This is a genomic window from Streptomyces sp. NPDC094032 (genome assembly GCF_040303965.1).
GTDB lineage: Bacteria > Actinomycetota > Actinomycetes > Streptomycetales > Streptomycetaceae > Streptomyces.
Genome location: NZ_JBEOUE010000009.1, coordinates 152,249 through 176,019, shown reverse-complemented (window position 1 = coordinate 176,019; position 23,771 = coordinate 152,249). Strand labels below are relative to the sequence as shown.

General features: G+C 73.3%; 24 protein-coding genes. 3 read left to right on the top strand and 21 right to left on the bottom strand.

From position 1 onward, the window contains the following. Positions 1 to 62: 62 nt before the first annotated feature. The 13 genes from ABTZ54_RS15835 to ABTZ54_RS15775 all read right to left on the bottom strand — a co-directional run bounded on the left by ABTZ54_RS15835 (position 63) and on the right by ABTZ54_RS15775 (position 12,798). On the bottom strand, positions 63 to 713 hold the full coding sequence (locus ABTZ54_RS15835; RefSeq protein WP_351662853.1) for a class F sortase: 651 nt from the start codon (positions 711 to 713) through the stop codon (positions 63 to 65). Between the two features lie 4 nt (positions 714 to 717). After that, positions 718 to 1,314, bottom strand: a complete 597-nt coding sequence (locus ABTZ54_RS15830; protein WP_351662851.1) for a hypothetical protein — start codon at positions 1,312 to 1,314, stop codon at positions 718 to 720. A 130-nt stretch (positions 1,315 to 1,444) separates the two neighbouring features. Then, complete coding sequence (locus ABTZ54_RS15825) at positions 1,445 to 2,224, bottom strand: HAD-IIA family hydrolase (protein ID WP_351662848.1); 780 nt, start codon at positions 2,222 to 2,224, stop codon at positions 1,445 to 1,447. An 82-nt stretch (positions 2,225 to 2,306) separates the two neighbouring features. Then, positions 2,307 to 3,887, bottom strand: coding sequence for an alkaline phosphatase family protein (locus ABTZ54_RS15820; protein ID WP_351662845.1), 1,581 nt, complete (start codon positions 3,885 to 3,887; stop codon positions 2,307 to 2,309). Positions 3,888 to 4,037: 150 nt separating this feature from the next. Continuing rightward, the gene (locus ABTZ54_RS15815) at positions 4,038 to 5,105 is read right to left on the bottom strand and encodes a 2-aminoethylphosphonate ABC transporter substrate-binding protein (RefSeq protein ID WP_351662842.1); all 1,068 of its coding nucleotides are present in this window, start codon (positions 5,103 to 5,105) and stop codon (positions 4,038 to 4,040) included. A 41-nt stretch (positions 5,106 to 5,146) separates the two neighbouring features. Next, entirely contained in the window at positions 5,147 to 5,944 is a 798-nt protein-coding gene (locus ABTZ54_RS15810; protein ID WP_351662839.1) for an ABC transporter permease, read from the bottom strand. Continuing rightward, positions 5,931 to 6,755 carry a 2-aminoethylphosphonate ABC transporter permease subunit gene (locus ABTZ54_RS15805; protein WP_351662836.1) on the bottom strand — a complete coding sequence of 275 codons (825 nt, stop codon included), beginning with the start codon at positions 6,753 to 6,755 and terminating at the stop codon, positions 5,931 to 5,933. The genes ABTZ54_RS15810 and ABTZ54_RS15805 overlap by 14 nt, the downstream gene beginning before the upstream one ends. Positions 6,756 to 6,828: 73 nt before the next feature. Further along, a complete protein-coding gene (locus tag ABTZ54_RS15800; protein WP_351662833.1) occupies positions 6,829 to 7,881 on the bottom strand; it encodes an ABC transporter ATP-binding protein in 1,053 nt (350 codons plus the stop codon). Then, entirely contained in the window at positions 7,878 to 8,597 is a 720-nt protein-coding gene (locus ABTZ54_RS15795; protein WP_351662830.1) for a phosphonatase-like hydrolase, read from the bottom strand. The genes ABTZ54_RS15800 and ABTZ54_RS15795 overlap by 4 nt, the downstream gene beginning before the upstream one ends. A 5-nt stretch (positions 8,598 to 8,602) precedes the next feature. Then, positions 8,603 to 9,739: a TIGR03364 family FAD-dependent oxidoreductase gene (locus ABTZ54_RS15790; RefSeq protein WP_351662827.1), complete on the bottom strand. Its 1,137-nt coding sequence runs from the start codon at positions 9,737 to 9,739 to the stop codon at positions 8,603 to 8,605. 134 nt (positions 9,740 to 9,873) lie between these two features. After that, positions 9,874 to 10,641, bottom strand: a complete 768-nt coding sequence (locus ABTZ54_RS15785; protein WP_351662824.1) for a GntR family transcriptional regulator — start codon at positions 10,639 to 10,641, stop codon at positions 9,874 to 9,876. 50 nt (positions 10,642 to 10,691) lie between these two features. After that, complete coding sequence (locus tag ABTZ54_RS15780; RefSeq protein ID WP_351662821.1) at positions 10,692 to 11,576, bottom strand: hypothetical protein; 885 nt, start codon at positions 11,574 to 11,576, stop codon at positions 10,692 to 10,694. 124 nt (positions 11,577 to 11,700) lie between these two features. Beyond that, on the bottom strand, positions 11,701 to 12,798 hold the full coding sequence (locus tag ABTZ54_RS15775) for an ROK family transcriptional regulator (RefSeq protein WP_502997250.1): 1,098 nt from the start codon (positions 12,796 to 12,798) through the stop codon (positions 11,701 to 11,703). A 221-nt stretch (positions 12,799 to 13,019) separates the two neighbouring features. On the opposite strand from ABTZ54_RS15775, the gene ABTZ54_RS15770 reads away from it, so the two are divergent. Continuing rightward, a complete protein-coding gene (locus ABTZ54_RS15770; RefSeq protein ID WP_351662818.1) occupies positions 13,020 to 14,102 on the top strand; it encodes a Gfo/Idh/MocA family oxidoreductase in 1,083 nt (360 codons plus the stop codon). Between the two features lie 42 nt (positions 14,103 to 14,144). Here the strand turns inward: ABTZ54_RS15770 and ABTZ54_RS15765 are convergent, their stop codons facing one another. From ABTZ54_RS15765 to ABTZ54_RS15745, 5 genes are all read right to left on the bottom strand, one after another. Continuing rightward, a complete protein-coding gene (locus ABTZ54_RS15765; protein WP_351662815.1) occupies positions 14,145 to 15,683 on the bottom strand; it encodes a choice-of-anchor A family protein in 1,539 nt (512 codons plus the stop codon). A gap of 138 nt (positions 15,684 to 15,821) precedes the next feature. Further along, positions 15,822 to 16,679 (bottom strand): fumarylacetoacetate hydrolase family protein, encoded by an 858-nt coding sequence (locus ABTZ54_RS15760; RefSeq protein ID WP_351662812.1) that lies wholly within the window; start codon positions 16,677 to 16,679, stop codon positions 15,822 to 15,824. A gap of 138 nt (positions 16,680 to 16,817) precedes the next feature. Next, complete coding sequence (locus ABTZ54_RS15755) at positions 16,818 to 17,540, bottom strand: YidC/Oxa1 family membrane protein insertase (protein WP_351662809.1); 723 nt, start codon at positions 17,538 to 17,540, stop codon at positions 16,818 to 16,820. A 148-nt stretch (positions 17,541 to 17,688) separates the two neighbouring features. Further along, a complete protein-coding gene (locus tag ABTZ54_RS15750) occupies positions 17,689 to 17,991 on the bottom strand; it encodes a DUF6412 domain-containing protein (protein ID WP_351662807.1) in 303 nt (100 codons plus the stop codon). Positions 17,992 to 18,084: 93 nt separating this feature from the next. Beyond that, entirely contained in the window at positions 18,085 to 18,615 is a 531-nt protein-coding gene (locus ABTZ54_RS15745; RefSeq protein WP_351662804.1) for a winged helix-turn-helix transcriptional regulator, read from the bottom strand. Positions 18,616 to 18,719: 104 nt separating this feature from the next. Between ABTZ54_RS15745 and ABTZ54_RS15740 the strand changes: the two genes are divergently transcribed. After that, positions 18,720 to 20,090, top strand: coding sequence for an MFS transporter (locus ABTZ54_RS15740; protein ID WP_351662801.1), 1,371 nt, complete (start codon positions 18,720 to 18,722; stop codon positions 20,088 to 20,090). A gap of 7 nt (positions 20,091 to 20,097) precedes the next feature. Here ABTZ54_RS15740 and ABTZ54_RS15735 read toward each other — a convergent pair whose 3' ends face one another. From ABTZ54_RS15735 to ABTZ54_RS15725, 3 genes are read right to left on the bottom strand one after another with little or no spacing between them, the layout of a single operon-like run. Next, the gene (locus ABTZ54_RS15735) at positions 20,098 to 21,618 is read right to left on the bottom strand and encodes a sodium:solute symporter family protein (RefSeq protein ID WP_351662798.1); all 1,521 of its coding nucleotides are present in this window, start codon (positions 21,616 to 21,618) and stop codon (positions 20,098 to 20,100) included. Then, positions 21,615 to 21,806 (bottom strand): hypothetical protein, encoded by a 192-nt coding sequence (locus tag ABTZ54_RS15730; protein WP_351662796.1) that lies wholly within the window; start codon positions 21,804 to 21,806, stop codon positions 21,615 to 21,617. Before ABTZ54_RS15730 ends, ABTZ54_RS15735 begins: the two co-directional genes overlap by 4 nt. A 22-nt stretch (positions 21,807 to 21,828) precedes the next feature. Further along, complete coding sequence (locus ABTZ54_RS15725) at positions 21,829 to 22,662, bottom strand: class E sortase (protein WP_351662793.1); 834 nt, start codon at positions 22,660 to 22,662, stop codon at positions 21,829 to 21,831. 63 nt (positions 22,663 to 22,725) lie between these two features. Here ABTZ54_RS15725 and ABTZ54_RS15720 point away from each other — a divergent pair, with 63 nt between their 5' ends. Beyond that, positions 22,726 to 23,733, top strand: a complete 1,008-nt coding sequence (locus tag ABTZ54_RS15720; RefSeq protein WP_351662790.1) for an SEC-C metal-binding domain-containing protein — start codon at positions 22,726 to 22,728, stop codon at positions 23,731 to 23,733. Positions 23,734 to 23,771 lie beyond the last annotated feature (38 nt).

Genomic DNA, 23,771 nt, shown 5'->3' with positions numbered 1-23,771 from the left:
CCTCAGTCGTATCCGAGCCGGGATCCGGACCCGTATCCGTAATCCGTATCCGTAGCCGTACGTCAGCCTTGGCCTGGTCGGACCGCCGTCAAGTACGCCGACACGACGACGTTCGCCGTGTACGCGCCCGCCTCTCGGTCGAAGGTGCCGCCGCACGTGATCAGGCGCAGCTCGGCCCGGTCCGCCCGGCGCTGCCCGTACGCCTTCCGGGGGTCGAAGCCCTCGCGGTCCAGGACCTGGACGTCCTCGACGGTGAATTCCGCGACGCTGCCGTCCGAACGGGTCACGTCGACCGTGGCGCCGGGGCGGGCCGCGCTCAGGCCGTAGAAGACGGCGGGGCGGGTCTCGGTGTCGACATGGCCGACGAAGAGCGCGGCGCCCGAGGCACCGGGCCGGGTGCCCGCCCCGTACCAGCCGACCGTGTGCGGCATCTCGAACGGCGGCGGGTCGATCGCCCCCGCGCCGTCGAGCCCCCGGGCCACCACGGGGGCGGTGATCCCGACCGAGGGGATCTCGACCCGGCGCGGCTCGGCGGGCGCCATCGGCGCGTGCGCCGGGGGCAGCGGCAGCCCGGGCGGGCGCCCGACGGCGGCGATGTCGCCGGTGGCGGGCGCGGGGACGGCGGGCCCGTCCACAGCGTCCCGGCCCCAGAGCCACAGGCCGCACAGCAGCAGCGCCCAGGCCGCTCCGGTCAGCGCCCGCCCGGACGACACGCGGTCAGTCCGCGCTCTGGCCCGCCGCGCCGCGCCGACGGGCGCTGCGGAAGGCGACGGACACGGCGGCGACGGCGGCCAGGCCGAGGCCCAGGAGGGTGTACGGGGTCCCCAGGCCGTCCTCGCCGGCGGTCTGCGCCACGCCGGGCGCCACGGGGGCCGCGAAGGCCGCCGTGCCACCGCCGCCGGCCCGGACCGGGGCGATCGGGGACGGGTGGTGGGTGGGCTCGTGGGTCGGCTGCTCGTGGCGCTTGACGCGCACGGTGCCGACGTCGCGGTGCTCGTGACCGTCGCAGGTCACGTTGACCTTGTACGTGCCCTCTTCGAGGTTCGACTTGAGAGTGGTGTCGCCGAACAGCGGGTTCTTCCCGCCGTCCCGGCCGGTGAGCTCCGCCGCCGCGACGAACGCCTGGGACGTGGCGGCGCCGGTCGTGCCCTTGCAGCCGCTGACGCGGACGTCGACGTCGGCTCCGGGGCGGGCCTCTGCCGGGGTGACGGTGGCCTGGACTCCGTCATGGGCCAGGGCGGTGCCCGCCGTGGGCGCGAGCACCAGAGCCAGAGCCGCCCCTGCGGCACGGAGAGCGATGGGACCTGAACGCATGGTGACCTCCTGATAGTGGCAGGGTCACCCGGTTCGGGCCGTTCCGCATCCTCAGGGCGGCGGCCAGGGGACGCCCGGCCCGTCGCGTCCCCATCGCATCCCCGTCGCATCCCCGTCGCGTCCCCGTCGGTCAGATGCGCTCGACGAGGTCCGCGATCGACTTCACGACCTTGGACGGGCGGAACGGGAAGCGGTCGATCTCCGCCTGACTGGTCAGACCGGTCAGCACCAGGAAGGTCTGCATGCCCGCCTCCAGACCGGCCAGGATGTCGGTGTCCATCCGGTCGCCGATCATCGCGCTGGACTCGGAGTGGGCGCCGATGGCGTTCAGGCCGGTGCGCATCATCAGCGGGTTCGGCTTGCCCGCGAAGTACGGCTCCTTGCCCGTCGCCTTGGTGATCAGCGCCGCGACCGAGCCGGTGGCGGGCAGCGGGCCCTCCAGGGACGGCCCGGTCTCGTCCGGGTTGGTGCAGATGAAGCGGGCGCCGGCGTTGATCAGCCGGACCGCCTTCGTCATGGCCTCGAAGGAGTACGTACGGGTCTCGCCGAGCACCACGTAGTCCGGGTCGTGGTCGGTGAGCACGTAGCCGATGTCGTGCAGCGCCGTGGTGAGACCGGCCTCGCCGATGACGTACGCGGTGCCGCCGGGGCGCTGGTCGTCGAGGAACTTCGCGGTGGCGAGCGCCGAGGTCCAGATGTTCTCGACGGGGACTTCCAGGCCCATGCGGGCCAGGCGGGCGTGCAGGTCGCGAGCGGTGTAGATCGAGTTGTTGGTGAGGACCAGGAAGGGCTTTCCGGTGTCCCGCAGCTTCGTGATGAACGCGTCGGCGCCGGGGATGGGCACGCCCTCGTGGATGAGGACGCCGTCCATGTCGGTGAGCCAGGATTCGATCGGCTTGCGCTCTGCCATGGGTGCGGGACTCCTGCCGTACGAGACGATCCGGTGTACTGGGGGCGACGCGACAGCGCTGTGGCGACGCCCCCAGCCTAGGTCAGGATGCGGTGACCCTGACCCCGTCGATCACCCAGTACCAGTTGTTGGACCCGGTGTAGCGGAAGCGGAAGCTCACGCTGCTCGCCCCGGCGGGCACGGCGACCGTGACCGACTGGGGCTGCGCGATCACGTCCGCCGTGTAGCTCTTCACGACGGTCGGCGTGCCGCCGTTGAAGGAGGCCAGGATCTGGGCGGTCTGGGCGCCCTCCTGGAGGTAGTGGGTGGTGAAGTCCAGGGTCGCCCGGCTCGCCCCCGCGACCGCGTACGCCGGGGTGACCAGGGTCGAGTCGTACGTACCGGAGAAGCTCTTGTCGGCCCACTCGTCGGAGTCGGCGACCGCGAAGACGCCCCGGGCGCGCACATTGAGCTCACGGGACTGGTCGCGCTGGGAGCGGGACCAGAACTCGTCGGTGGCGAAGGCCCAGCCGCGCCACTCGGTCATGCCGCCGGTGCCCATGGCGTTGTTGATCACGGACCAGCCGCTGGGCGCGGTGTGGGTGAAGCCGAGGATCCCGGCGGGGATGCCGGTCTCGTCGACACGTCCGGTGAGCGACGGGTAGAGGGTGTCGAAGGGGTCGGTGGAGCGGTCCTGGACCGGCTTGCCGTCGAGGCCCCAGGACGGGTCGGGGACGATGCCGAGCTGCCGGAAGACGGTGGCGGCGACGTCGACGAGCCGGGTGTCGACGGGGCGGGCGCCGGCGGCGATGCCGGGGCCCTGGGCGAGCACGAAGGTGCGCCGCTCCTCGATGCTGGAGCCGCCGTGGCCGCCGGTGTCGGTGTGGCCGTGGTCGGTGGCGACGATGACCGTCCAGCGCTCGGCGGCGTAGGTCGGGCGGGCCTGGATCGCGGCGAGGAGGCGCCCGAGGTAGGCGTCCTGGACGTCGATGGCGTCGAGGTACTTGGGGCTGGCGGCGCCGTAGCTGTGCCCGATCTCGTCGGTCTCGCCGAAGTAGACGAAGAGGACGTCGGGGTTCTGGTTGCGCAGCACGTCCTCGGTCACGTCGGTGATCGCGAGGTCGTTGACGGCGTAGGAGTTGTTGTAGACGACCTTGGCGTCGGCGCCGGGGGTGACCGTGCCGTAGCTGTCGAGCTCCGGCCAGTCGACGGCGGCGAAGAGCGAGAGCTCGGGGCGGACCTGGTGCAGGCGGGCGAGGAAGCCGGGGTAGGTGCCGTAGTCGCGGCCGGCGAAGGTGTTGTCCTTCACGCCGTGCTTGTCGGGCCACACACCGGTGGAGATGGTCGACCAGCCGGGGCCCGAGGAGGTCTGGGCCATCGGGTTCGCGTAGAGCAGGGAGCGGCCGTAGGTGCCGTTGGCCATCAGGGACTTGAGGTTCGGCGCCTTGGCGGCGTCGATGCGGTCGTGCCGCAGGCCGTCCATGCCGACGAAGAGCACCTTGTCCGCGCTGGTGCCGTTCGGGAGCGTCGGGGCGGCCGAGACGGCGGCCTGGGCGGCGGGCGCCCCGGCGAGGCCGGTGGCGGCGACGGCCGCGGTGGCACCGGCGGCGGCGAGCACGGTGCGGCGGGAGGGGCGGGAGGCGCGGGGCGCCTCGGGCGTGCTGGCTGTGCCGTGGATCGGCATGTCGGGAGTCCTCCATGGTCGGGGGTGACTGGCGGCACACCAACGCCCCTGATTCCTCAGGGGCGTTGCGCGATCTGGCTTTGGTTTTGGTCCGTACCCGTTATCTTTCCGCTACATAGCGGTGGGACGGAAGAGACGTGCGGTGAACTGTTAGCTGCCTGTGGCGGACTTCCACGCGTCCACGTAGGCCGTGAGGTTCTTGTCGATGTCGGCCCAGTCCGGCTCGAAGACCTCGACGCCGTCCATCAGCTTGGCCAGCGCGATGGCGTTGGCGTCGGTGGGCTTGACGTCCTTGCGGGCCGGGAAGCCGCCGCCGATGGCGCTGACCTCGCGCTGCGCCTGCTCACCGAGCATGAAGTCGAGCAGCTTCTTGCCGTTCTCGGTGTGCGGGGCCTTGTCGACCAGACCGGCGGCGTACGGCAGGGCGAAGGTGGTCGGCCTGCCGCCGGCCTTGGCCGGGAACCAGATGTCGAGGTTCGGCATGGTCCTGGCCTGGGCGAAGTTCATCTGGACGTCGCCGTTGGCGGCGAGGATCTCGCCCTTGTCGACCTTCGGCGCCAGCTTGGAGGTCGAGGAGGACGGGCCGACGTTGTTGGTCTGCAGCTTCTTCAGGTACGCCATGGCCGGCTCCTGGCCGCCGAAGTCGTGCAGCGCCTTGATGAGCACGGCGGTGCCGTCGCCCGCGACGCCCGGCGTGGAGTACTGGACCTTGTTCTTGTACTTCGCGTCCAGCAGTTCCTCCCACGTGGTGGGGGCGGGCTTCGCCTGCTCCTTGTTGCGGATGAAGCCGAAGTAGTTGTTGACGACGGAGGTCCACTTGCCGTCGCTCGCCTTGTCGGCGCCGCCGACCTGGTCGGAGCCCTTCGGCGCGTACGCCTGGAGCAGCCCCTTGGAGTCGGCCTGCTGGATGAAGGGCGGCAGGGTGACGAGGACGTCGGCCTGCGTGTTGCTCTTCTCGCGGGCGGCGCGCTGCACCATCTCGCCGGAGCCGCCCTCGACGTACTTGACCTTGATGCCGGTCTGCTTCTCGAAGTCCTTGAAGACCTTGTCGTACCAGCCGTCGCCCGCCTCGCCCTTGAGGCCGTCGGCGCTGTAGACGGTGACGACCTTCTCGTCGGCGGCCGCGGAGGACCCGCCGCAGGCGGTGAGGGTGGCGGCGAGGGCCAGGCAGCCGGTGACGGCGGCGATCGGCTTGACGTACGGGAGGGTGCTAAGCATGACGTCGTTCTCTCCTAGCAGTCTGAGCAGTCCGAGCAGAACTAGCGATACGAGGCTTTGGTACGGATACGGGAGACGGCGAGCAGGACCAGCAGGGTCGCCGTCATGAGGACCACCGCGAGCGCGGAGCCCGTGAAGAGCGAACCTCGGTCGGTGGCCGTGAAGATGAGCACCGGCAGCGGCAGCCAGTCCGGCGGGTAGAGCATCATCGTGGCGCTCAGCTCGCCCATGGAGAGGGCGAAGCAGAGCCCGGCCGCCGCGGTCAGCGACGGCAGCAGGAGCGGCAGCCGGACCCGGAGCAGGACGTACGCGGGGCGGGCGCCGAGGCTGGCCGCCGCCTGCTCGTACATCGGGTCGAGCCGCAGGATGGCAGCCGAAACCGACTGGTAGGCGAACGCCGTGACAAGAACGGTGTGCGCGAGGATCACGATCCAGCGCGTGCCGTTGAGGAGCAGCGGCGGCCGCGAGAAGGCGACCAGGACCGCGAGCCCGACCACGACCGACGGCACGGCCACCGGCAGCATGAACAGCGCGTCGACGATCCTGCGCCCGCGCTTGCGCAGCGCGGCGGCGGCGAGCGCGGCCCAGGTCCCGGCGGTCAGCGCGAACACGCTGGCCAGCAGGGCCGTCACCAGGCTGGTGGTGAGCGCCGTCAGCGACTCGCCGCGCACGGCGGCGGCGTAGTGCGCGGTGGTCGGCCCGGAGGGGAAGGCACCGGACCAGTGGGTGGAGAACGAGGCCGCGAGGATGACGAGGAGCGGCAGGGCGAAGAGCGGGACGAAGAGGACCGCGAAGACGGTCCAGACCGCCCACTTCCCGGCTCGGCTATGCACCAGCACGACGGCTCACCACCCGGTAGACGGTGTAGAGACCCACGGAGATCACCACGTTGACGACGGCGACGACGCAGGCCGCCGCGTAGTCGGATTCGAGGATGGCCTTGCCGTAGACGAGCATCGGCAGCGTCGTGACGCCCTTGGCGCCGGTGAAGAGCACGATCCCGAACTCGTTGAGGCACATCACCAGGACGAGGCTGCCGCCGGCGGCGAGCGCGGGGAGCGCCTCGGGCAGGATCACCTGCCGCACGATCCGCAGCGGGCGGGCGCCGAGCGAGGACGCCACCTCCAGCTGGGCGGTGTCCAGTTGGGAGAAGGCGGCGAGCAGGGGGCGCATCACGAAGGGCGTGAAGTACGTGATCTCGGCGAGGAGCACGCCCCAGGGGGTGGTGAGGAAGTCGAACGGCCCACTGGCGGCGCCGGTGACGTCCGTCCACACGCCGTTGGCCATGCCGACGGTGCCGTAGAGGAACAGCAGGGCGAGCGTGATCAGGAACGACGGGAAGGACAGGAACACGTCGATGAACCGCGCCACCGCCCGCCCACCCGGAAACGGCACGAACGCGACGACCAGCGCCAGCACGAACCCGAGCACCAGACACCCCACGGTCGCGGCCACGGCCAGCCACACGGTGGTGACCAGCGCGTCCCGGAAGGACGCGGACGCGAAGACGTCGGCGTACGCCCCGGGGGCGAAGGACTCCCGGACGACGAGGGCGAGGGGGTAGAGGAAGACGACGGCGAGGGCGAGGACTGGGGGGATGGTCCAGAGCCAGGTGGGGGCGTTCCGCTGCTTGCGCCCCGTTGTGGGCATACGTTCCGCTGGGGCGGAACGGGTGGGCACAACGCCCCCAGCGCGAGGCGCCTCCACGACACCCCCGCCCCGACTACCCACCGTTCACCCCGGCGGCCAGCAGCACCCCATCCTCGGGCGCGAAGTGCAACGTCACCTCGTCCCCGAGCGCGGGCGTCTCCCGCAGCTCCCGGACGTCGGCCTTGACCCGCTCCCCGCCCACATCGACGTACAGCCGATGAGTGGACCCACGCCACTGCACCTCCGCGATCCGTCCCCGAAGCGCGTTCGGGCCGTCGCCGAGCCCGACGAGGTGCGGGCGGACGCAGAGGGTCGCGGCCGAGCCCGGGGCCGCACCGGCGACCGGGACCTGGAGGTCGACGCCCGCGAAGGCGACCCCGTCGGTGCCGACCCGCACCGGCAACAGGTTCGCGTTCCCCACGAACGACGCCGTGAACTCCGTACGCGGCCTCCGATACAACTCCTGCGGCGTCCCGCAGTCCCGCAACCGCGCCCGGTCCATGACCCCGATCCGGTCCGCGAGCGTGAGCGCCTCGACCTGGTCATGGGTGACGTACAGGATGGAGACGTCGGGCAACTCCCGGTGCAGCCGCGCCAGTTCCGCGAGCATCCCGGAGCGCAGCTGGGCGTCGAGCGCGGAGAGCGGCTCGTCGAGGAGGAGGACGTTGGGGCGGATGGCGAGCGCGCGGGCGATGGCGACGCGCTGCTGCTGCCCGCCGGAGAGCTCGCGCGGGTAGCGCTTGGCGTACTCCCCCATGCCGGTCATCTCCAGGGCCTCGGCGACCCGGCCGGGGATCTCCGCCTTGGGCACCTTCCGCGCCTTCAGGCCGAAGGCCACGTTGTCCTCGACCCGCAGGTGCGGGAAGAGCGCGTACTGCTGGACGACCATGCCGATGCCGCGCTTGTGCGGCGGCAGCGCGGTGACGTCCCGGTCGCCGATGAACACGCGCCCGGAGGCGGGCCGTACGAACCCGGCGACGGCCCGCAGGGCGGTGGTCTTGCCGGAGCCTGAGGGCCCGAGCAGGGCCATGACCTCGCCGGGTTCGACGGTCAGGTCGAGCCGGTCGAGGACGGTGTGGTCGCCGTACGCGACGGAGACGGCGTCGAAGCGTATGCCGCTGGTCATGCCTCGTACTCCCGCAGCAGCTCCGGGAGTCCGGCGACGGAGGCGAGGACGTGGGTGGCGCCGTGCTCCTTGAGCGCGGCCTCGCCGTGCGCCCCGGTGAGCACGCCCGCGACGATCCCGGCGCCGGAGCGCACGCCGCTGAGCATGTCGTACGAGGTGTCGCCCGCGACGACGACCCGGCGGACGTCGTCGACGGCGCCGGTGCGCAGGAAGGCGGCGAGCACCATGTCCGGGTAGGGCCGGCCGCGGCCGCCCGCGTCGGCGGGGCAGAGGGTGAGGGCGACGAGCTCGCGCCAGCCGAGGGCGTCGAGGATGGCGTCCTGGGTGACGCGGGCGAAGCCGGTGGTCAGGACGACGGTCCTGCCCTGCTCGCGCAGGGCGCCGATGGCCTCGGCGGCGCCGGGCAGGGCCGCGATCCGGCCGTCGGCGACCAGCTCCCCGTACGCCTCCTCGAAGGCGAGGTTGGCCTGCCGGGCGCGCTGCTCGTCGCCGCCGAAGAGGTGGCGGAAGACGGAGATCTTGGACTCGCCCATGGTGGCCCGGACGTAGTCGATCATCGTGGCGGGGTCCTCGCCGAGGCGCTCGGCGGCGGCCGTGAAGGCCTGCTCGACGAGGCCGCCGTCGGCGACGGTGGTGCCGGCCATGTCGAGGACGACGAGGCCGTGGCGGGGTGCGGTGGTGGTGACGGTGGTGATGTCGGTGTCGGTGTCGGTCATCGTGGCTACCAGCCCAGTTCGTTCGCGGTGGTCTCGGCGATGGCGGGCGAGCAGGTCATGCCGCGCCCGCCGGGTCCGGTCACCAGCCACACGCCGTCGCGCACCTGCTGGCGGTGGACGACGCGGCTGGTGTCGGTGCACTGCGCGTACACGCCGGCCCAGCGGCGCCGGACGCGCGGCAGCGGGCGGCCGAGGAAGGACTCGACGACGCGGGTGAGGTGCTCGTAGGGGTCTTCGAGGGTGTCGAAGGCGAAGGGGTGCTCGTACTCGTGGGTGTCGCCGATGGTCAGCCCGCCGTCGAGGCGCTGCACCATGAGCAGCTGCATCTTGTGGGCGGCGGCGGTCGGGTCCTGCGCCTGCCCGGCGTTGAGGGCGTCGAGCTCCGGGGAGGCGTACGCCGGGTAGTAGCGGAAGGAGTCGGCGTCGGCGACGGAGGTGGTGAGGGGCTCGCCGAGCGGGTCGGTCTGCATCATCTGGAGCCGGACCCGGCGGACCGGGATCTCGCCGGCGACCTCGCGGACCAGGCCGGAGAGCCAGGCGCCGGTGCACAGGACGACGGCGTCGCCGGTGTGGGTGTCGCCGTGGTCGTCGCGGACCGCGCTGCGTCCATGACTGTTGGCGTCGACGACCTCGCGTACCTCGCGGTTCGGCAGGAAGGTGTAGCGGCCGGTGGCCAGGAGGGCCTCGCGCAGGGCGAGTTGGGCGGTGCGGGGCTCGACGGCGGCGTCCCGCTCGCACCACAGGGCTGCCTGGAACGCACCCCGCAGGGCCGGGTTGACCGCCCTCGCCTCGTCGGCGGTGAGCAGCTTGTAGCCGCGGGCGGCGGCGTCGGGGCGGGCCAGGGCGGCTTCGGCGACGCCGAGTTCGAGCTCGTTGCGTACGGGGGTGAGGGACCCGATCGCCCGGAAGCCGAGCCCGGGGACGCGGGCGCCGATGCCCTCCCACAGCTCGCGGGCGCGCAGGGCGGTGTCGAGCTCCTCGCCGCCCGCTCTGCCGCTGACCCATATCTGGCCGAAGTTGCGCAGCGAGGCGCCGCGCGCCTCCGCCTCGCGCTCGATGTGGACGACCTCATGGCCGCGTTCGACTGCCTGCCAGGCGTGCATGGTTCCCACCACGCCGGCTCCTACGACGATCACCTTCATGCCGTCCACGGTCCTGGCGGCGGGTGACCCGGACCGATCGGATGGGCGACGGGACGGTGAACGGGCCGCCAAACTTGGACTAGACCCGTTATCGTTCCGTGATTTTACGGGGGGGCTCGGACGGCCGCGCGGGCTCAGCCCTGGCTGCCCAGATGGGTGGTGAAGCTGAAGCGGTCACCCCGATAGAGCGTGCGCACGCGCTCCAGGGGCCGGCCCGCCGTGTCCCGCGAGACGCGGTGGATCAGGAGCATCGGCAGGGCGGGCGGGGTGCCGACGAGCAGGGCCTCGCGCGGGGTCGCCAGGACGGTCTCGATGCGCTCGTCGGCGTCCCCGAAGGAGACGCCGAGCCGGTCGTGGAGATAGGCGTAGAAGGAGGAGTCCGGGTCGAACTCCACGTCCAGGCGCGGGGCGCGCGCCTCGGAGACGTACGTGCTCTCCAGGCCGACCCGCTCGTCGTCGGCGAGCAGCACCCGCTCCATGTGCCAGACGGGCGCGCCGCGCACCACGCCGACCTCGGGGGCGAGGGCCTCGGGGCAGGGGAAGCGCTCCAGCGAGATCAGCGCACGCCCCGGCCTGCGCCCCTGGCGACGCACGCCCTCGGTGTAGCTGGCGAGGGAGAGCGGCTGCTCCAGCTTGGGCCCGGCGACCACGGTGCCGCGCCCCTGGCGGCGCAGCCGCCCCTCCAGGAGGAGCTCGCGCAGGGCCTGCCGGACGGTCTCGCGCGAGACCTCGTAGCGGACGGCGAGATCGCGCTCGGTGGGCAGCAGCCCGCCCTCGCCCAACTCGGCGACGAGCGCGGCGACTTTGGCCTTGACGGCGTAGTACTTGGGGATGCGGCCGTGCTCGGGGATGCCTGAGCGGATGGGGGCGCCGGGGTCGTCGGGGCTGTTCGGGTTCTCCACCCGGTGATCGTTGCAGATGCGAGTGAACGGGACGGTGTACGCGGGGTGGCCTACGCGTGCCGGTGGGTGCCGCGGCTCCGGTGGCGGCGGGCGAGCAGGACGAGGCCCGCGCCCGCCGCGACCAGGGCGGCCGCGGCGGGCGCCAGCCGGACGGCGGACTCCCGTCCCGTGCGGGCCAGTTCGGGGCGGGCCGGGAGAGGGGCCGTGCCCTTGGGGGTGGGCCGCGCCGGGTCGGCGGGGGCCGGGCGGCGGGTGGCGGGCGGGTCGGCGGGGGCGGCGGGGGCGGCCGGGAGCACGGTCAGCGTGTAGTCGCCCGACTCGCCGACCCAGTCGCCGTCGTCGCCCCGCCGCTGCACGACGGCGGCGTTGACGACCACCTCGTCGGGGACGGTGTCGGCACGGAAGGCGAGGCGTACGGGGACGGTGAGGGTGCGGTGCGGGGGGACGGCGAAGCCGGTGAAGGCGGGGGGTGGGGTGGGCGCGCCGGTAGGGCCGTCCCCCGTACCCACAGCCCCCACAGTCCCCTCCTCCTCCGTCTCCTCCGTCCCGCCGAACACGCCCACGCTCTCCGCCCGGTCCGTCCCCTCGAACGTCACCGGGCGCCAGATCCGCGCCCCCGCGTCGTAGAACTCGGCCCGGATCTGGGCGGGCCGCAGGGTCCGTTCGCGGTCGGTGAGGACGAGGACCGGGTGGATGCCCCGGCAGGGCTGGGCGGTGGTGTTGGTGAGGCCGAGGTTCCAGGTGAGGAAGTCGCCGCCCGCCGCGTAGGTGGCCGGGGCCTCCTGGATCCGGGTGGCCAGCGGGAAGTCCCGGGCGTTCTCCGCCCCGCACTCGGGCGGTGCCGCCACCGCCGGTACGGGCGCCAGGGCATGGGCGACCGGGACGGCGGCGGCCGTGGTGAGGGCCGCCAGGGCGAGGGCGTTGCGCAGTCGCATGGGGCGGGTGCCTTTGCTGCTCGCGAACGTACGGTTCGCCCGCGACGCTGCCATGGGGAGGGCGGCGGGGGCGGGAGCGACGCGGCCGGCCCCTCGGACGCGCGCCCGATCCCGCCCGATCAGCCTATGGTCCGATCATCCGGGGTTCGCCCCCGAGGCCCGAGGGCTCCCTGCCGAAGACCGGCGCGAGGATCAGCTGCGCCGCGCCCTCCGCGACGGCGTACGGTCCTGCCGCCACCGCCACGTCCGCCGGGAGGCCCAGCCCGCCCAGGACCTCGCGGGTCCCGCGCGCGAACGCCTCGGGGGCGGCGAGGACGGCCCGGCCGCCGAGCAGGACCCGGTCGACGTCGAGCAGCCGGACCAGGTTGGCCGCGCCGGTGCCGAGGACCCGGGCGGCGCCGTCCAGGTCGCCGCGCGCGAGGGCCGCCAGGCACAGCACCTCCAGGCAGCCGCGCCCGCCGCAGTCGCAGGCCGGCCCGTCGAGCTGGACGGTCTGGTGCCCGAGCTCCCCCGCCCCGGTCCTGCCCCCGCGCAGCACGGCCCCACCGAGGACCAGGCCCGCGCCGAGCCCCGTACCGAGGTGGACGTACGCGAAGGAGCCGGGGGCGCCGGGGCGCAGGGCGAGGCCCAGGGCGGCGGCGTTGGTGTCCTTGTCGAGCACGACCGGCGCCCCGAGCCGCCGCGCCAGCTCGTCCCGCAACGGGAACCCGTCCCACTGCGGAAACCCGGTGACCCGCCCGGGCGTTCCGGCCCGGTGGTCCAGTGGCCCGGGCATGGCGACGCCGACGCCGAGGAGCCGGACCGGGAGGGGCCGGGGGGCTTCGGGGCCCAGCAGCGCCGCCACCTCCGCCCGTACGGTCGTCAGGACCGGCTCCGCGCCCGCGCCCAGGTCCAGGGGGGCGCGGCGGAGGGCGACGCGTACGCCCGCCAGGTCGAGCAGGACGGCGGTGAGCTCGTCGCGGTCGAGGTGGAGGCCGATCGCGTGACCCGCCTCGGGGACGAGGCGCAGCACGGTGGCCGGTTTGCCGCCGGTGGAGGCGCGGCGTCCGGCGTCGGCGGCCAGGCCCTCGGAGCGCAGCCGGGCGGTGATCTTGCTGACCGCCTGCGGGGTCAGGCCGGTCCGCTCCGCCAGCTCAAGGCGGCTGATCCCTTCCCGCCCGGCCGTACGCAGCAGGTCGAGCAGCAGCGCGGCGTTGTGGCTCCGGAGGGCGGGGAGATTCACACCGCTTGGCCCGGACCCGGCGGCTGCTCCCGCTCCCGCACCTGGGCTCGTTCCCGTACCCGGGCCTGTGCTCGTTCCCGCACCCGCACCCGCACGCGCACCCGCTCCGGCGCCCGCACCCACCCCCGCACCCGTCCCCACTCCCGTACCCCTCTCCATCCTCACCCGCCCATTCTCCCCCCTGCTTGCACTTTCGCAACAGCGTTGCCAAAGTGGGCGGCATGACTGGCACCGCCCCCGCCCCCCTCCGCGTCGGACTCGTCGGCTACGGCCTCGCGGGCTCCGTCTTTCATGCGCCGCTGATCGCCGCCTCCCCCGACCTCGTCCTGGACACGGTCACCACCGGCAGTGCGGAGCGTGCCGAGCAGGCGCGGGCCGAGCATCCGGGGGTTGCCGTCGCCGCCTCGCCCGAGGAGCTGTGGGCGCGGGCGGACGCGCTCGACCTGGTCGTGGTCGCCTCCCCCAACAAGACCCACGTGCCGATCGCCACCGCCGCCCTGGAGGCCGGGCTGCCCGTCGTCGTGGACAAGCCGCTCGCCGGGACCGCCGCCGAGGCGCGCGGGCTCGCCGCCCTCGCCGACGCGCGCGGGCTGCTGCTCTCGGTGTTCCAGAACCGCCGCTGGGACAACGACTTCCTCACCCTGCGCGCCCTCCTCGCCGAGGGCGAGCTCGGCGAGGTCCAGCGCTTCGAGTCCCGGTTCGAGCGCTGGCGTCCGCGCCCGAAGGGCGGCTGGCGCGAGTCCGGCGCCCCGGAGGAGATCGGCGGACTGCTCTACGACCTCGGCAGCCACGTCGTCGACCAGGCCCTGGTCCTCTTCGGTCCCGCCGTCCGCGTGTACGCCGAGTCCGACGTGCGCCGCCCCGGCGCCGAGGCCGACGACGACACCTTCCTCGCGATCACCCACGCGAACGGCGTCCGCTCGCACCTCTGGGTGAGCGCCACCACCGCCCAGCTCGGCCCCCGCTTCCGGCTGCTCGGCCAGCGCGCCGGCTATGTGAAGTACGGGCTCGACCCCCAGGAGGCCGCCCTCCGCGAGGGCCTGCGCCCCGAGCCCGGCGCCGCCTGGGGCGTCGAGCCGGAGCGGCTGTGGGGGCGGATCGGCTCGGGCGAGTCCCCCCTGACGGGCGGCGGCACCCCCGTCGAGACCCTGCCCGGCGCCTACCCCGCCTACTACGCCGCCGTCGCCGCCGCCCTGCGCGGCACCGGCCCGAACCCGGTCACGGCGCACGAGGCGGCCGACGCCCTCGACGTACTGGAGGCGGCGAAGCGCTCCGCCCGCGAGGGCGTGACGGTGGAGCTGTGAGGGGCCGGACCGCCGGGACCGCCCTCGATCTGGAGCGCCTGCTCAGTTCGTACCGCTCGTACCGCTCGAACGGCGCCGCCGCCGACTGACCGCGACGAGGACACCGCCGCTGAGGGCGAGCCCGGCGGCCGTCACCCCCATGACGACCTTCCCGGTGGTGGAACCGGCGCCGGTGTCGGGGAGTTCGCCGCCGCCGGAGGTGCCGCCGGTGGTGCCGTGACCGCCGGTGGTGTCGCCCCCGGTGGACCCGCCGCCGGTCGTGCCGTGACCGCCGGTGTCCGCGCCACCGTCGGAGGAGCCCCCGTCGGAGGAGCCCCCGTCGGAGGAACCGCCGTCGCTGGAGCCTCCATCGCTGGAGCCCCCGTCGGACGAGCCCCCGTCGCTGGAGCCCCCGTCGCTCGAACCGCCGTCACTCGCGCCCCCGTCCGCCGTCCCGCCGTCCGTCCCCTGCGAGTCCGTCGGACTCGGGGTCGGCGTGGGGGTGGGCGTCGGGGTCGGGGTCGGGGTGGGCGTGGGTCCGAACGCGTCGCACTTCGGCAGGTCCCCGTTGAACGGATACGCGTGCATCTCCTGCCCGCCGCCCCCGTTCACCAACGAGGTGTGGGTCAGCGAACCGCTCGTGTAGAAGCGCCCGTTCATGCCGGGCATGGTCACCGTCGCCACGCTCGTCGGCCGGCCGATGAGCACGCTCCCCTCGAACTGCCCGCTGCCCTCGAAGGTCGTCTTGGTCGCGTCGGGGAAGTTCCACAGCAGCTTGTCCTGAAGGGAGTCCTGCACGTCGCCGCTGAACGTGTCGATCGTCCGGTCCGTGCCGTAGACGTTGACGAGGACCGTCGCGCCGTCCGGGATGCCGGTGAAGCGGAAGCCCTGGGAGCCGCCGGTCCTCGACTCCAGGTCGAAGTCGATGTCGAAGATCTGGAGCGCCGACTTCCCGTCGCCGGTGAAGACGGTCTCGTCGCTGCCGTTGACGGCGGTGCCGGTCGCCGGGCGGTGCTTGCCCTGCACGTACGCGTAGCAGCGGCTGACGTCGGTGAGCTGCTCGCGCAGCGTCCGGTACTTGTCGACCGCCGCCGTGTCATGGACGGACTTCGGCGTGATCGTCCCGCTGAGCGCGCCCGCGTACCGCACGACCCCGTGCACGGCCCCCTCCTCGGCGAGCAGGCGCTGCCCGGCGGCGATGGTGATGTCCCCGCCGGTGGTGAGGAAGTCGGTGCCGTCGTCCGGCGGGACGCGCGAGCCGACACCGGCGACGCCGACGTTGTAGATCTGCGAGACGCCCGCCCGCTTGTTCATGTCGAAGTCGCCGAGGACGACCACCTTCCCCTCGGCCTCGGCCGCCGCCTGCCGGACGAGGAAGTCGCCGCCGACGAAGATGTTGATGTTGTTGTCGCGCCCGGCGATCGTCCCGTTGTTGATGTCCGGGTACGGGGAGGGGCACTTGCCCGGCAGACAGGGGCCGAGCCCGCCCGGAAGCGGGTCGGCGAGGCTCGCGGTGGCGAGGCCGCCGACGAGGGCGGCGGCGCCCGCCACCGCCACGGCCGCCTTCAGCAGACGCTGACGATTCGACACATGTGCACTCATATGGGGCAATATGCAGAATTTGGCGGCCGATAGCGACGCCCCACGCGCAGGGGCATCGAGGTCATCGCCCGAAAGATTCACGGCGGGGGCGGCCGATCCGCCCCCGCCGGGCCCCGCCGAGCCCCCGCCCGCTTCGGCTCAGGCGCCCTTCAGCTCCTGGCGCTGACGCCCGAGGCCGTCGATCTCCAGCTCGACGACGTCACCGGCGCGCAGATACGGCTTCGGCTCCGGCTGCCCCATGGCGACGCCCGCCGGGGTGCCGGTGTTGATGATGTCGCCGGGGTAGAGGGTCATGAAGCGGCTGACGTAACGGACCACCTCGGCGACCGGGAAGATCTGGTCGGAGGTGTGCCCGTCCTGCTTCAGCTCGCCGTTGACCCACAGCCGCAGACCGAGGTCCTGCGGGTCCGGCACCTCGTCGGCGGTGACCAGCCAGGGGCCGAGCGGGTTGAAGGTCTCGCAGTTCTTGCCCTTGTCCCAGGTGCCGCCGCGCTCGATCTGGAACTCGCGCTCGGAGACGTCGTGGGCGAGCGCGTACCCGGCGACGTGGGCCAGGGCCTCCTCGTCGGTCTCCAGGTAGCGGGCGGTGCGGCCGATGACGATGGCCAGCTCGACCTCCCAGTCCGTCTTCACCGAGCCACGCGGCACGAGAACGGTGTCGTCGGGGCCGACGACGGTGTCGGCGGCCTTGAGGAAGACGACGGGCTCCGCCGGGGTCGCCGCCCCGACCTCCGCCGCGTGCCCGTGGTAGTTCAGCCCGATGCACACGACCTTGCCGATCCGGCCGACCGGCGGGCCGACCCGCAGCCCGGTCGCGTCGAGCGCGGGCAGCACGCCCGCGCCGGCCGCGGCCCGTACCCGGTCGAGCGTCGACGCGTCCCCGAGGAGACCGCCGTCGATGTCGTCGACCAGCGCGGACAGGTCGCGGAGCGTCCCGTACTGGTCGAGGAGGGCGGGCCGCTCGGCCCCCGGCGGGCCGACACGCAGCAGCTTCATGGTCTTCTCCCTGTGGTCGAGGTGGCCCGTGGGACGGGCCGTGGTGAGCCCCGGCCGATGGAGTGCGGCCATCGGAGGATTGGTCGATCCTCCAATGGAACCGTTCCGTCTGCAAGACCCCGTTCACACCCTGGACCCTTACGCGGGGGTAACCAGCGCCCCGGCGGCGGGCATGTCCCGGTAGAGGAAGGCCCGCTCGACCGCGGTCCAGGTGGTGCTGGTGACGATGTAGAGCGCGGCGGCCAGCGGCACGGCGGCCACCGAGAGCAGGGTCGCGAAGGAGAGCAGCGGGAGGTAGCGGCCCATCGCCGCGGTCACGCCCGCGCCGGGCTGCGCGGGGTCGGCGGGCACGGCGAGCGGCTGGCGCCGGGCACGGCGGTAGTTGTACGTGGCGACGGCGGCGACGATCGCGAAGAGCACCAGGTAGACCAGGCCGGCCGGGCCGAAGGCGCCGCCGTCGGCGAGGGCGTCGGCGTAGTGGTCGCCGAGCGGGGCGGCGAAGAGGCTGTGGCCGGCCATCCGCCCGCTGGAGAAGAGGTGGAACATCAGGAAGAACGCGGGCGCCTGGAGCAGGCTCGGCAAGCAGCCGGCGAGCGGCGAGACCTTCTCCTCGCGGTGCAGCTCCATGACCGCCTTCTGGAGGCGCTCGGGGTTCTTGGCGTGCTTCTTGCGCAGCTCGGCGAGGCGCGGGGCGAGCCGGGTGCGGGCCTTCTGGCCACGGGCGGCGGCCCGGGAGAGGGGGTGGACGGCGAGCCGTACGCACATCGTGAAGAGGATGATCGCGGCGGCGGTGGCGCTCGCGCCGAAGAGCGGCTGGAGCAGGTCGGCGAGGTTCTCGACCAGGGAAGCGAAAACGGACATGGGAGCCCTCCGAGGGGTCTCGTCGTGCCGGGGAGATGCGCGCGGCACGCGGAATCGCGCGGCGCGGAATTCGGCAGGACGGAACGCGAGAGGGCGTCTCCGGTACGGGGGGGTACGGGAGGTACGAGGTACCGGGGGTACGGGGTCCCTACGCGGCCGTCAGGAGGGCACGCCCGGGCGCCCGGGGCCTGCGGCGGCCCTTGGCGTCGGGGTCGCGCTGGGGCAGGAAGGCGGTCCGCCGGGCGCGTTCGCGCAGGGCGGTGCGGACCCGGGTGGGCGGCACGGGCAGGACCGCGCCGGCGCCGATCAGGGCGCAGACGAAGGCGGTCGCGGCCATGGCGAAGGCGGCGGAGAGTCCGGCGCCGGTCGAGCCCTCGGAGAGGAGCAGATCGGCGAGGGCGAGGAGGAAGAGGAGCGGCGCGAGGAGACGCAGCAGCAGCCCGTTGCGCATTCCGGCCTCCTGCCCCGCTTGCCCGCGGGTCACCCGCGGCTCACCCATGGGTCACCCGTGGGCACCCGTTCACCTGACTGGTCGTCCTGTCCGTTATACACGACCGGTCTCCAGCGGTACGAGGAGACGGCGGGGCGCGAGGAGGGCGCGGCCGACGGGGTCGGCGGGGTCCGGATCGAGCCCGGCGCCGGGCCGCATCTCGATGTCGGCGGGGTGGACGGGGATCCGGCAGGCCGGGCACTCGCCGTACGGACCGACCTCGGTGCCGCAGTCGACGTGATGGAAATGACGCATGGGCACGGCGCCGGGCTGGGACTCGCGCCCCCACAGGCCGAGGGAGCGCAGGACGGGCCAGAGGGCGATGCCGCGCTCGGTGAGCACGTACTCGTCGCGCGGCGGCGACTCCTGGTAGCGGCGCCGGTCGAGCACCCCGGCCTCGACGAGGGCCTGGAGGCGGGCGGCGAGGACGGCGCGGGGGGCGCCGAGGTGGGTGAGGAAGTCGTTGTAGCGGCGCACGCCGTAGAAGGCGTCACGCACGACGAGGAGCGTCCAGCGCTCGCCGACGACTTCGAGGGCGCGGGCGATGGAGCACTGCTGGGTCGCGTAGTCCTTGCCGAGGGCCATGGGGACGAGTGTAGGGGAAATGGTTCAGTGAATGAACCTTGACTGGTACGGTACGAGGACGCTCAAGGTTCAGTGAACGAACCGACGGAAGCCGAGGTCCTGCCATGCCCCAGCAAGCCGCCGAGGTCCGCCTGGCAGCCGACCGCCCTCGGGGCGACCGGGTCCGGGGCCGCGCGACGCTCGCCGTCACCAGCGCCGCCACCGCGCTGACGCTGATGAACTACACGGCCCCGATGCTCACCCTGCCCAGCACGGCCCGCGCCTTCGGCACCCCCGCGTCCGCCCAGGCCTGGCTGCTCAACGGCACCCCGCTCGGCCTCGCCGTCCTCCTCCTGGTGGCCGGCAGCCTGGCCGACGCCCACGGGCGGCGCCGGGTCTTCCTGCTCGGCACCCTCGGCCTCGGCCTCACCACCGCGCTCGGCGGCTTCGCGGACTCCACCCTCACGTTCACGCTCGCCCGGGTCGCCCAGGGCGCGGCGAGCGCGGCGGTGCTCGCCGCCAGCCTCGGCCTGCTGGCCCACGCCTTCCCGACCGGCGCGGAACGGATCAGGGCGACCGGCGTGTGGGGCGCCTTCGTCAGCGCGGGCATCGCGCTGGGCCCCCTGCTCGCGGGCACCCTCAGCACGCTCGCCGACTGGCGGTGGACGTATGTGACGCTGGGCGGCGCGACCCTCCTGGTGGCCGCGCTCGGCACCCGTACCCTCGCCGAGTCCCGCGCCCCGCGCGAGGGGCGGACGGACCTCGCCGGGGCGCTCGCGCTGGGCCTGGCCCTGGCCGCGCTGCTCACCGCGCTGACCCTGGGCCGGGACGGCTGGCTGCGCCCGTCGGTCGGCCTGCTCGCCCTCGCGGCCGTCGCCCTGACGGCCCTCTTCGTCCGGGTCGAGCGGCGCAGCGCGGCCCCGATGATCGACCTGGCCCTCTTCCGTACGCCCGCCTTCCGGGCGGCGACGGCGGGAGCGCTGTTCACGGGCCTGGCGGTGATCGGCTTCTTCAGCGTGCTGCCGGCCCTGCTCCAGCGGGGCGCGGGGATGGCCGCGCTGACGACGGCGTGGCTCTTCCTCCTCTGGTCGGGCACGGCCTTCGTGGTGGCCCTGTACTCCCGCCGCCTGGCCGACCGCCTCTCCGCCACGCACCAGCTGGCCCTGGGCTTCGCGCTCTCGACGGCGGGCGTCCTCGCCCTGTACGGCGCCCTGGAGGGCGCGGCCCTGCCCCGTCTGCTGCCGGGCCTGGTGGTGGCGGGCGCGGGCAGCGGCCTGCTGAACGCCGCGCTGCCGCGCCTGGCGGTGGACTCGGTCCCGCGCGAGCGCGCGGCGATGGGCTCGGGCGCCAACAACACGGCCCGCTACATCGGCTCGTCGGCGGGCGTGGCACTGGCCCTGGCGCTGTCGACGACGGGCCCGGACACGGCCCTGCTGACGTCGGCGGCGCTGGGGTTGGCCGGGGCGGCGGTGACGCTGGTGTCGGGGCGGGGCTGAGGCCCCCTCACCTGGGCACCCGGGGCACCCCGGGCACGCGCGCGTCGGTGAACTCCTCCAGAGCGAGCACGTCCTCGTCGGGCCGGCCGTCCCGGTCCCGGTCCCGGCCGCCCTTGGGCCCGTACAGGCTGACGAGAACGGCCACGGCGAGGTTGGCGAGCAGGGCGACGAGCCCGGCGTTCAGGCCCCCCACGGGATCGTTCCCGCTGAAGACGAGACAGCAGACGAGCCCGACCCCGACGACAAGCCCGCAGACCCCTCCGTACAGACTCATCCCCCGCCACACGAGCCCCACCAGAAGCAGCGGCAGGAGCTGCGCCATCCCCTCGTACGAGATGAGGGAGAGGCGGACGAGGGTGTTGGGCGCGGTGTACGTCATGACGAGGGCGAGGGCGCCGGCGACGACCACGACGAGCTGGGCGAGCCCCTTCTCGCGCTCGCGCAGCCGGGGCACGAGGGAGAGCACGCTGCGCCCCCACATGGTGCCGATGACCAGCATGAAGACGGCCATGGGCACGATGGAGGAGAGCGCCGCGGCAACCCCGACGAGGCCGACCGCCCACGGCGGCAGGGAGTCGGTGACGAGCTCGAAGAGGGCGAGGTTCGACCCGGCGCCGGTGAGCCCGGGGACGACGAAGAGGGCGGCCATGCCGAGCAGCATGGGGACGAAGAGGAGCACGTTGTAGGCGGGCAGCCAGACGGCGTTGCGGCGCAGGGTGTCGGCGTCGCGGGCGCCGAGGTAGCCGGCGACGGTGGTGGGGAAGATGACGACGGTGAGGGAGTTGAGCAGGGTGGTGGAGGCGAACCACCCGACCCCGTACCCGCTGACCGCACCCCCGTGCCCCGGCAGCGCGAGCCACTCGCGCTTCTCGTCGGCGAGCCGCCCGAGGAACTCCCCGTACCCGTCGAAGTAGTGCAGCGGCACGTACACGGCGAGGAAGCCGAGGGTGAGGATGACGAGCCCGTCCTTGAGGACGGAGACCCAGGCGCTGCCGCGCAGCCCGCTGACGACGACGAAGCCGGTGGTGACGGCGAAGGCGAGGAAGTAGGCGAGGCCGAGCCCGATCCGCCCGTAGGAGACGGTCGAGAGGACGACGCCCATGCCGGTGATCTGGAGCTGGATGTACGGCAGGAGGAAGACGGTCGCGAGGACGGCGACGAGCGCGCCGAGCCAGGGGCTGCGGTAGCGGTGGGCGGCCATGTCGCTGAGGGAGACGAGCCCGTGCTTGCGGGCGTACCCCCAGAGCATGGGCCCGACGACGTAGCCGAGGGCGTAGCCGCAGGACATGTAGGCGACGACGTACAGCACGGGGGCGCCGTAGTTGTACCCCCAGCCGGCGGCGCCGAGATAGCTGAAGCTGGTGTACCCCTCCCCCGCCATCAGCACCCAGATGAACACGGGCCCGAGCGACCGCCCGCCGACGGACCAGTCGGCGAGCCCGCCGCTCTCCTGCCGCCGCACGGCGAGCAGCCCGAGGAGCACGGTGAGCACGAGGAACCCGCCGAGGATCCAGAGCGCGGAGCTCACCGTTCACACCGTTCCCGCTCCGCCCGCCGGTCCCCCCGGCGCGCGAGGGCGACGGAGAAGGGGGTGAGGACGGTGGCCCCGAGCAGCCAGAAGAGCAGCATGGGGACGCGGTTGACGAAGGGCAGGGCGACGACGAAGAGCAGATACGGCACGAGCAGCCAGAGCAGATGAGGACGACGCTTGATCACCCGGTCAAACCTAGGGGGTGCGTCAGGTGGCGTCGGGCACCAGCTTCGCCCAGACGATGAGCCGGTAGGTGGAGGTGAACTCGGGGGTGCAGGTGGTGAGGGTGAGATAGGACCCGGGCGCGTCGTACCCGTAGGACGGCTTGTAGAGGGACCGGGGTACGGGCGCGATGACACCGACGTCGCGGGGCGAGGTCTGCGGAAGGACGAGGTCGACCCGATAGGTGTACGACCCGGACCGCGTCCGCACCCCGATGACGTCCCCCTTCCGCAGCCGGTTGACATACCGGAAGGGCTCACCGTGGGTGTTCCGATGCCCGGCAAGCGCGAAGTTCCCGACCCGCCCGGGCCCGGCGGTACCGGGATAGTGCCCGACGAACCCACGATCGAGCACGCTGCGCTTGCCGACACCGTCGGCGATGGGGACGGTGAGATCGAGGCGGGGGATGTGGAGGATGGCGTAGGCGGAGGAGGGGTCGGGGCGGGCGCCGCTCGGGGAGGGATCGGGGGATTCGGAGGAATCACGGGCTCCGCCGCCCACGCCGCTCCCACCGGAGCCGCCGGAGTCGCTGGGCGAGGCACCCCCCACTACTCCCCCATCGCTACCGCTACCGCTATCGCTATCGCTGTCGCTGTCGCTGTCTCCGGGGGGTGAGGTACCCCACTCCCTCTCCAGCTCGCGCACCTGGTCGACGGCCTGGGCGCGGGCCTGCTCGTTGGTCCACCAGACCTGCTGGACGACGAAGAGGACGAGGACGACCCCGCAGGTGACGAAGACCTCGGCAGCCACCCAGAGGGCACGCCCGAGGGGGCCGCGCCGCGCGCGCCCCTGAACGACCACCGGTATCCGACCCCGCACGGCGGGCACGATAAGCGCTGAGGCACCAACTCTCCAGGGCCGTACAGCAGTACGGTGGTCGACATGCGCCCCGACATGTCTGCCGACCACACGACCGAAGCCGAGCGCCTGCTCCGCACCGCGGGGCAGTACCCGGAGGACCGCGAACCGCTGTTGCTGCGCGCGGCGGCCCACCTGGAACTGGCGGGCGAGCGCGAGCGGGCGACGTCGCTGTACGACGAGCTGCTGTCCGGCTCGCCGGCGGCGCCGCTCCTGATCAGGTCGCTGAAGGCGGCGAACCTGTGGGAGTACGGGCACGAGGCCGAGGCCAGGGCGATCATCGAGGGCGTGCGCGGGGCCCGCCCGTCGGACCCGGCACCGTGGGAGATCGCGGCGGAGACGCTGGAGTCCCACGACGAGCTGGAGGAGGCGGAGGCGACGTTCACGGAGGCGGCGGTTCTTCTGGTGCCGCCGGGCGAGGACCTCTCGTACGCGCTCCAGTCCCTCCTGGCGAGCCGCCACCGCGTCCGCCGCATGCTGGCGCTGCCGCACGACGCGCACGACACGCTGGCGGACCGCCTCCACCAGGGGGACGTCCCGTTGGACGAGCTGCACGACCCGAAGCGGCTGTGGTCCCTGGGCTCGTCGGACCCGGCGGAGCTCCAGGCCGAGATCACCCGCCTCCGCTCGGAGCTGGGCTCGTACCGCACGGCCCTGTCGCGCCCGTTCCCGGTGGCGGTCCTGCACTGGCCGGAACCGGAACTGGACGAGCTGCTGGCGGCCTACCCGGAGCTGGAGGCGGAGTACCCGACCTACCGAGCCCACCTGACAGACATCGAAGCCTCCCTACGAGAACTGTCCCAAGCCGGCACCCCCAACCTGGGCATCGTCCCAGCCACAGTCCCCTCCTACGAAGCCTTCGCCGCCTCAGAATCCTCCACCCCCGCCAACCCGGACCTCCTGCCCCAGTACGCCACGACACTGGCGGCCCGGGGGCGGGCTACGGCATGGCCGCCGCTGCGGACTGGGGCTTGCTGGTGCGGGTCGGAAAGGGTCTATGGGGAGTGCCATGGGGGCGCAGCCGGCGCCTGACAGATCAACCGTCTGACGTACTTCTGGAGCTGGAACCA

Coding starts and splice junctions, on each gene's coding strand:
- ABTZ54_RS15815 (WP_351662842.1), bottom strand. CDS start 5,105: ATGCTTAGCACCCTCCCGTACGTCAAGCCGATCGCCGCCGTCACCGGC.
- ABTZ54_RS15770 (WP_351662818.1), top strand. CDS start 13,020: ATGACTGGCACCGCCCCCGCCCCCCTCCGCGTCGGACTCGTCGGCTAC.
- ABTZ54_RS15830 (WP_351662851.1), bottom strand. CDS start 1,314: ATGCGTTCAGGTCCCATCGCTCTCCGTGCCGCAGGGGCGGCTCTGGCT.
- ABTZ54_RS15740 (WP_351662801.1), top strand. CDS start 18,720: ATGCCCCAGCAAGCCGCCGAGGTCCGCCTGGCAGCCGACCGCCCTCGG.
- ABTZ54_RS15780 (WP_351662821.1), bottom strand. CDS start 11,576: ATGCGACTGCGCAACGCCCTCGCCCTGGCGGCCCTCACCACGGCCGCC.
- ABTZ54_RS15800 (WP_351662833.1), bottom strand. CDS start 7,881: ATGACCAGCGGCATACGCTTCGACGCCGTCTCCGTCGCGTACGGCGAC.
- ABTZ54_RS15820 (WP_351662845.1), bottom strand. CDS start 3,887: ATGCCGATCCACGGCACAGCCAGCACGCCCGAGGCGCCCCGCGCCTCC.
- ABTZ54_RS15760 (WP_351662812.1), bottom strand. CDS start 16,679: ATGAAGCTGCTGCGTGTCGGCCCGCCGGGGGCCGAGCGGCCCGCCCTC.
- ABTZ54_RS15805 (WP_351662836.1), bottom strand. CDS start 6,755: ATGCCCACAACGGGGCGCAAGCAGCGGAACGCCCCCACCTGGCTCTGG.
- ABTZ54_RS15790 (WP_351662827.1), bottom strand. CDS start 9,739: ATGAAGGTGATCGTCGTAGGAGCCGGCGTGGTGGGAACCATGCACGCC.
- ABTZ54_RS15720 (WP_351662790.1), top strand. CDS start 22,726: ATGCGCCCCGACATGTCTGCCGACCACACGACCGAAGCCGAGCGCCTG.
- ABTZ54_RS15745 (WP_351662804.1), bottom strand. CDS start 18,615: ATGGCCCTCGGCAAGGACTACGCGACCCAGCAGTGCTCCATCGCCCGC.
- ABTZ54_RS15755 (WP_351662809.1), bottom strand. CDS start 17,540: ATGTCCGTTTTCGCTTCCCTGGTCGAGAACCTCGCCGACCTGCTCCAG.
- ABTZ54_RS15750 (WP_351662807.1), bottom strand. CDS start 17,991: ATGCGCAACGGGCTGCTGCTGCGTCTCCTCGCGCCGCTCCTCTTCCTC.
- ABTZ54_RS15795 (WP_351662830.1), bottom strand. CDS start 8,597: ATGACCGACACCGACACCGACATCACCACCGTCACCACCACCGCACCC.
- ABTZ54_RS15765 (WP_351662815.1), bottom strand. CDS start 15,683: ATGAGTGCACATGTGTCGAATCGTCAGCGTCTGCTGAAGGCGGCCGTG.
- ABTZ54_RS15825 (WP_351662848.1), bottom strand. CDS start 2,224: ATGGCAGAGCGCAAGCCGATCGAATCCTGGCTCACCGACATGGACGGC.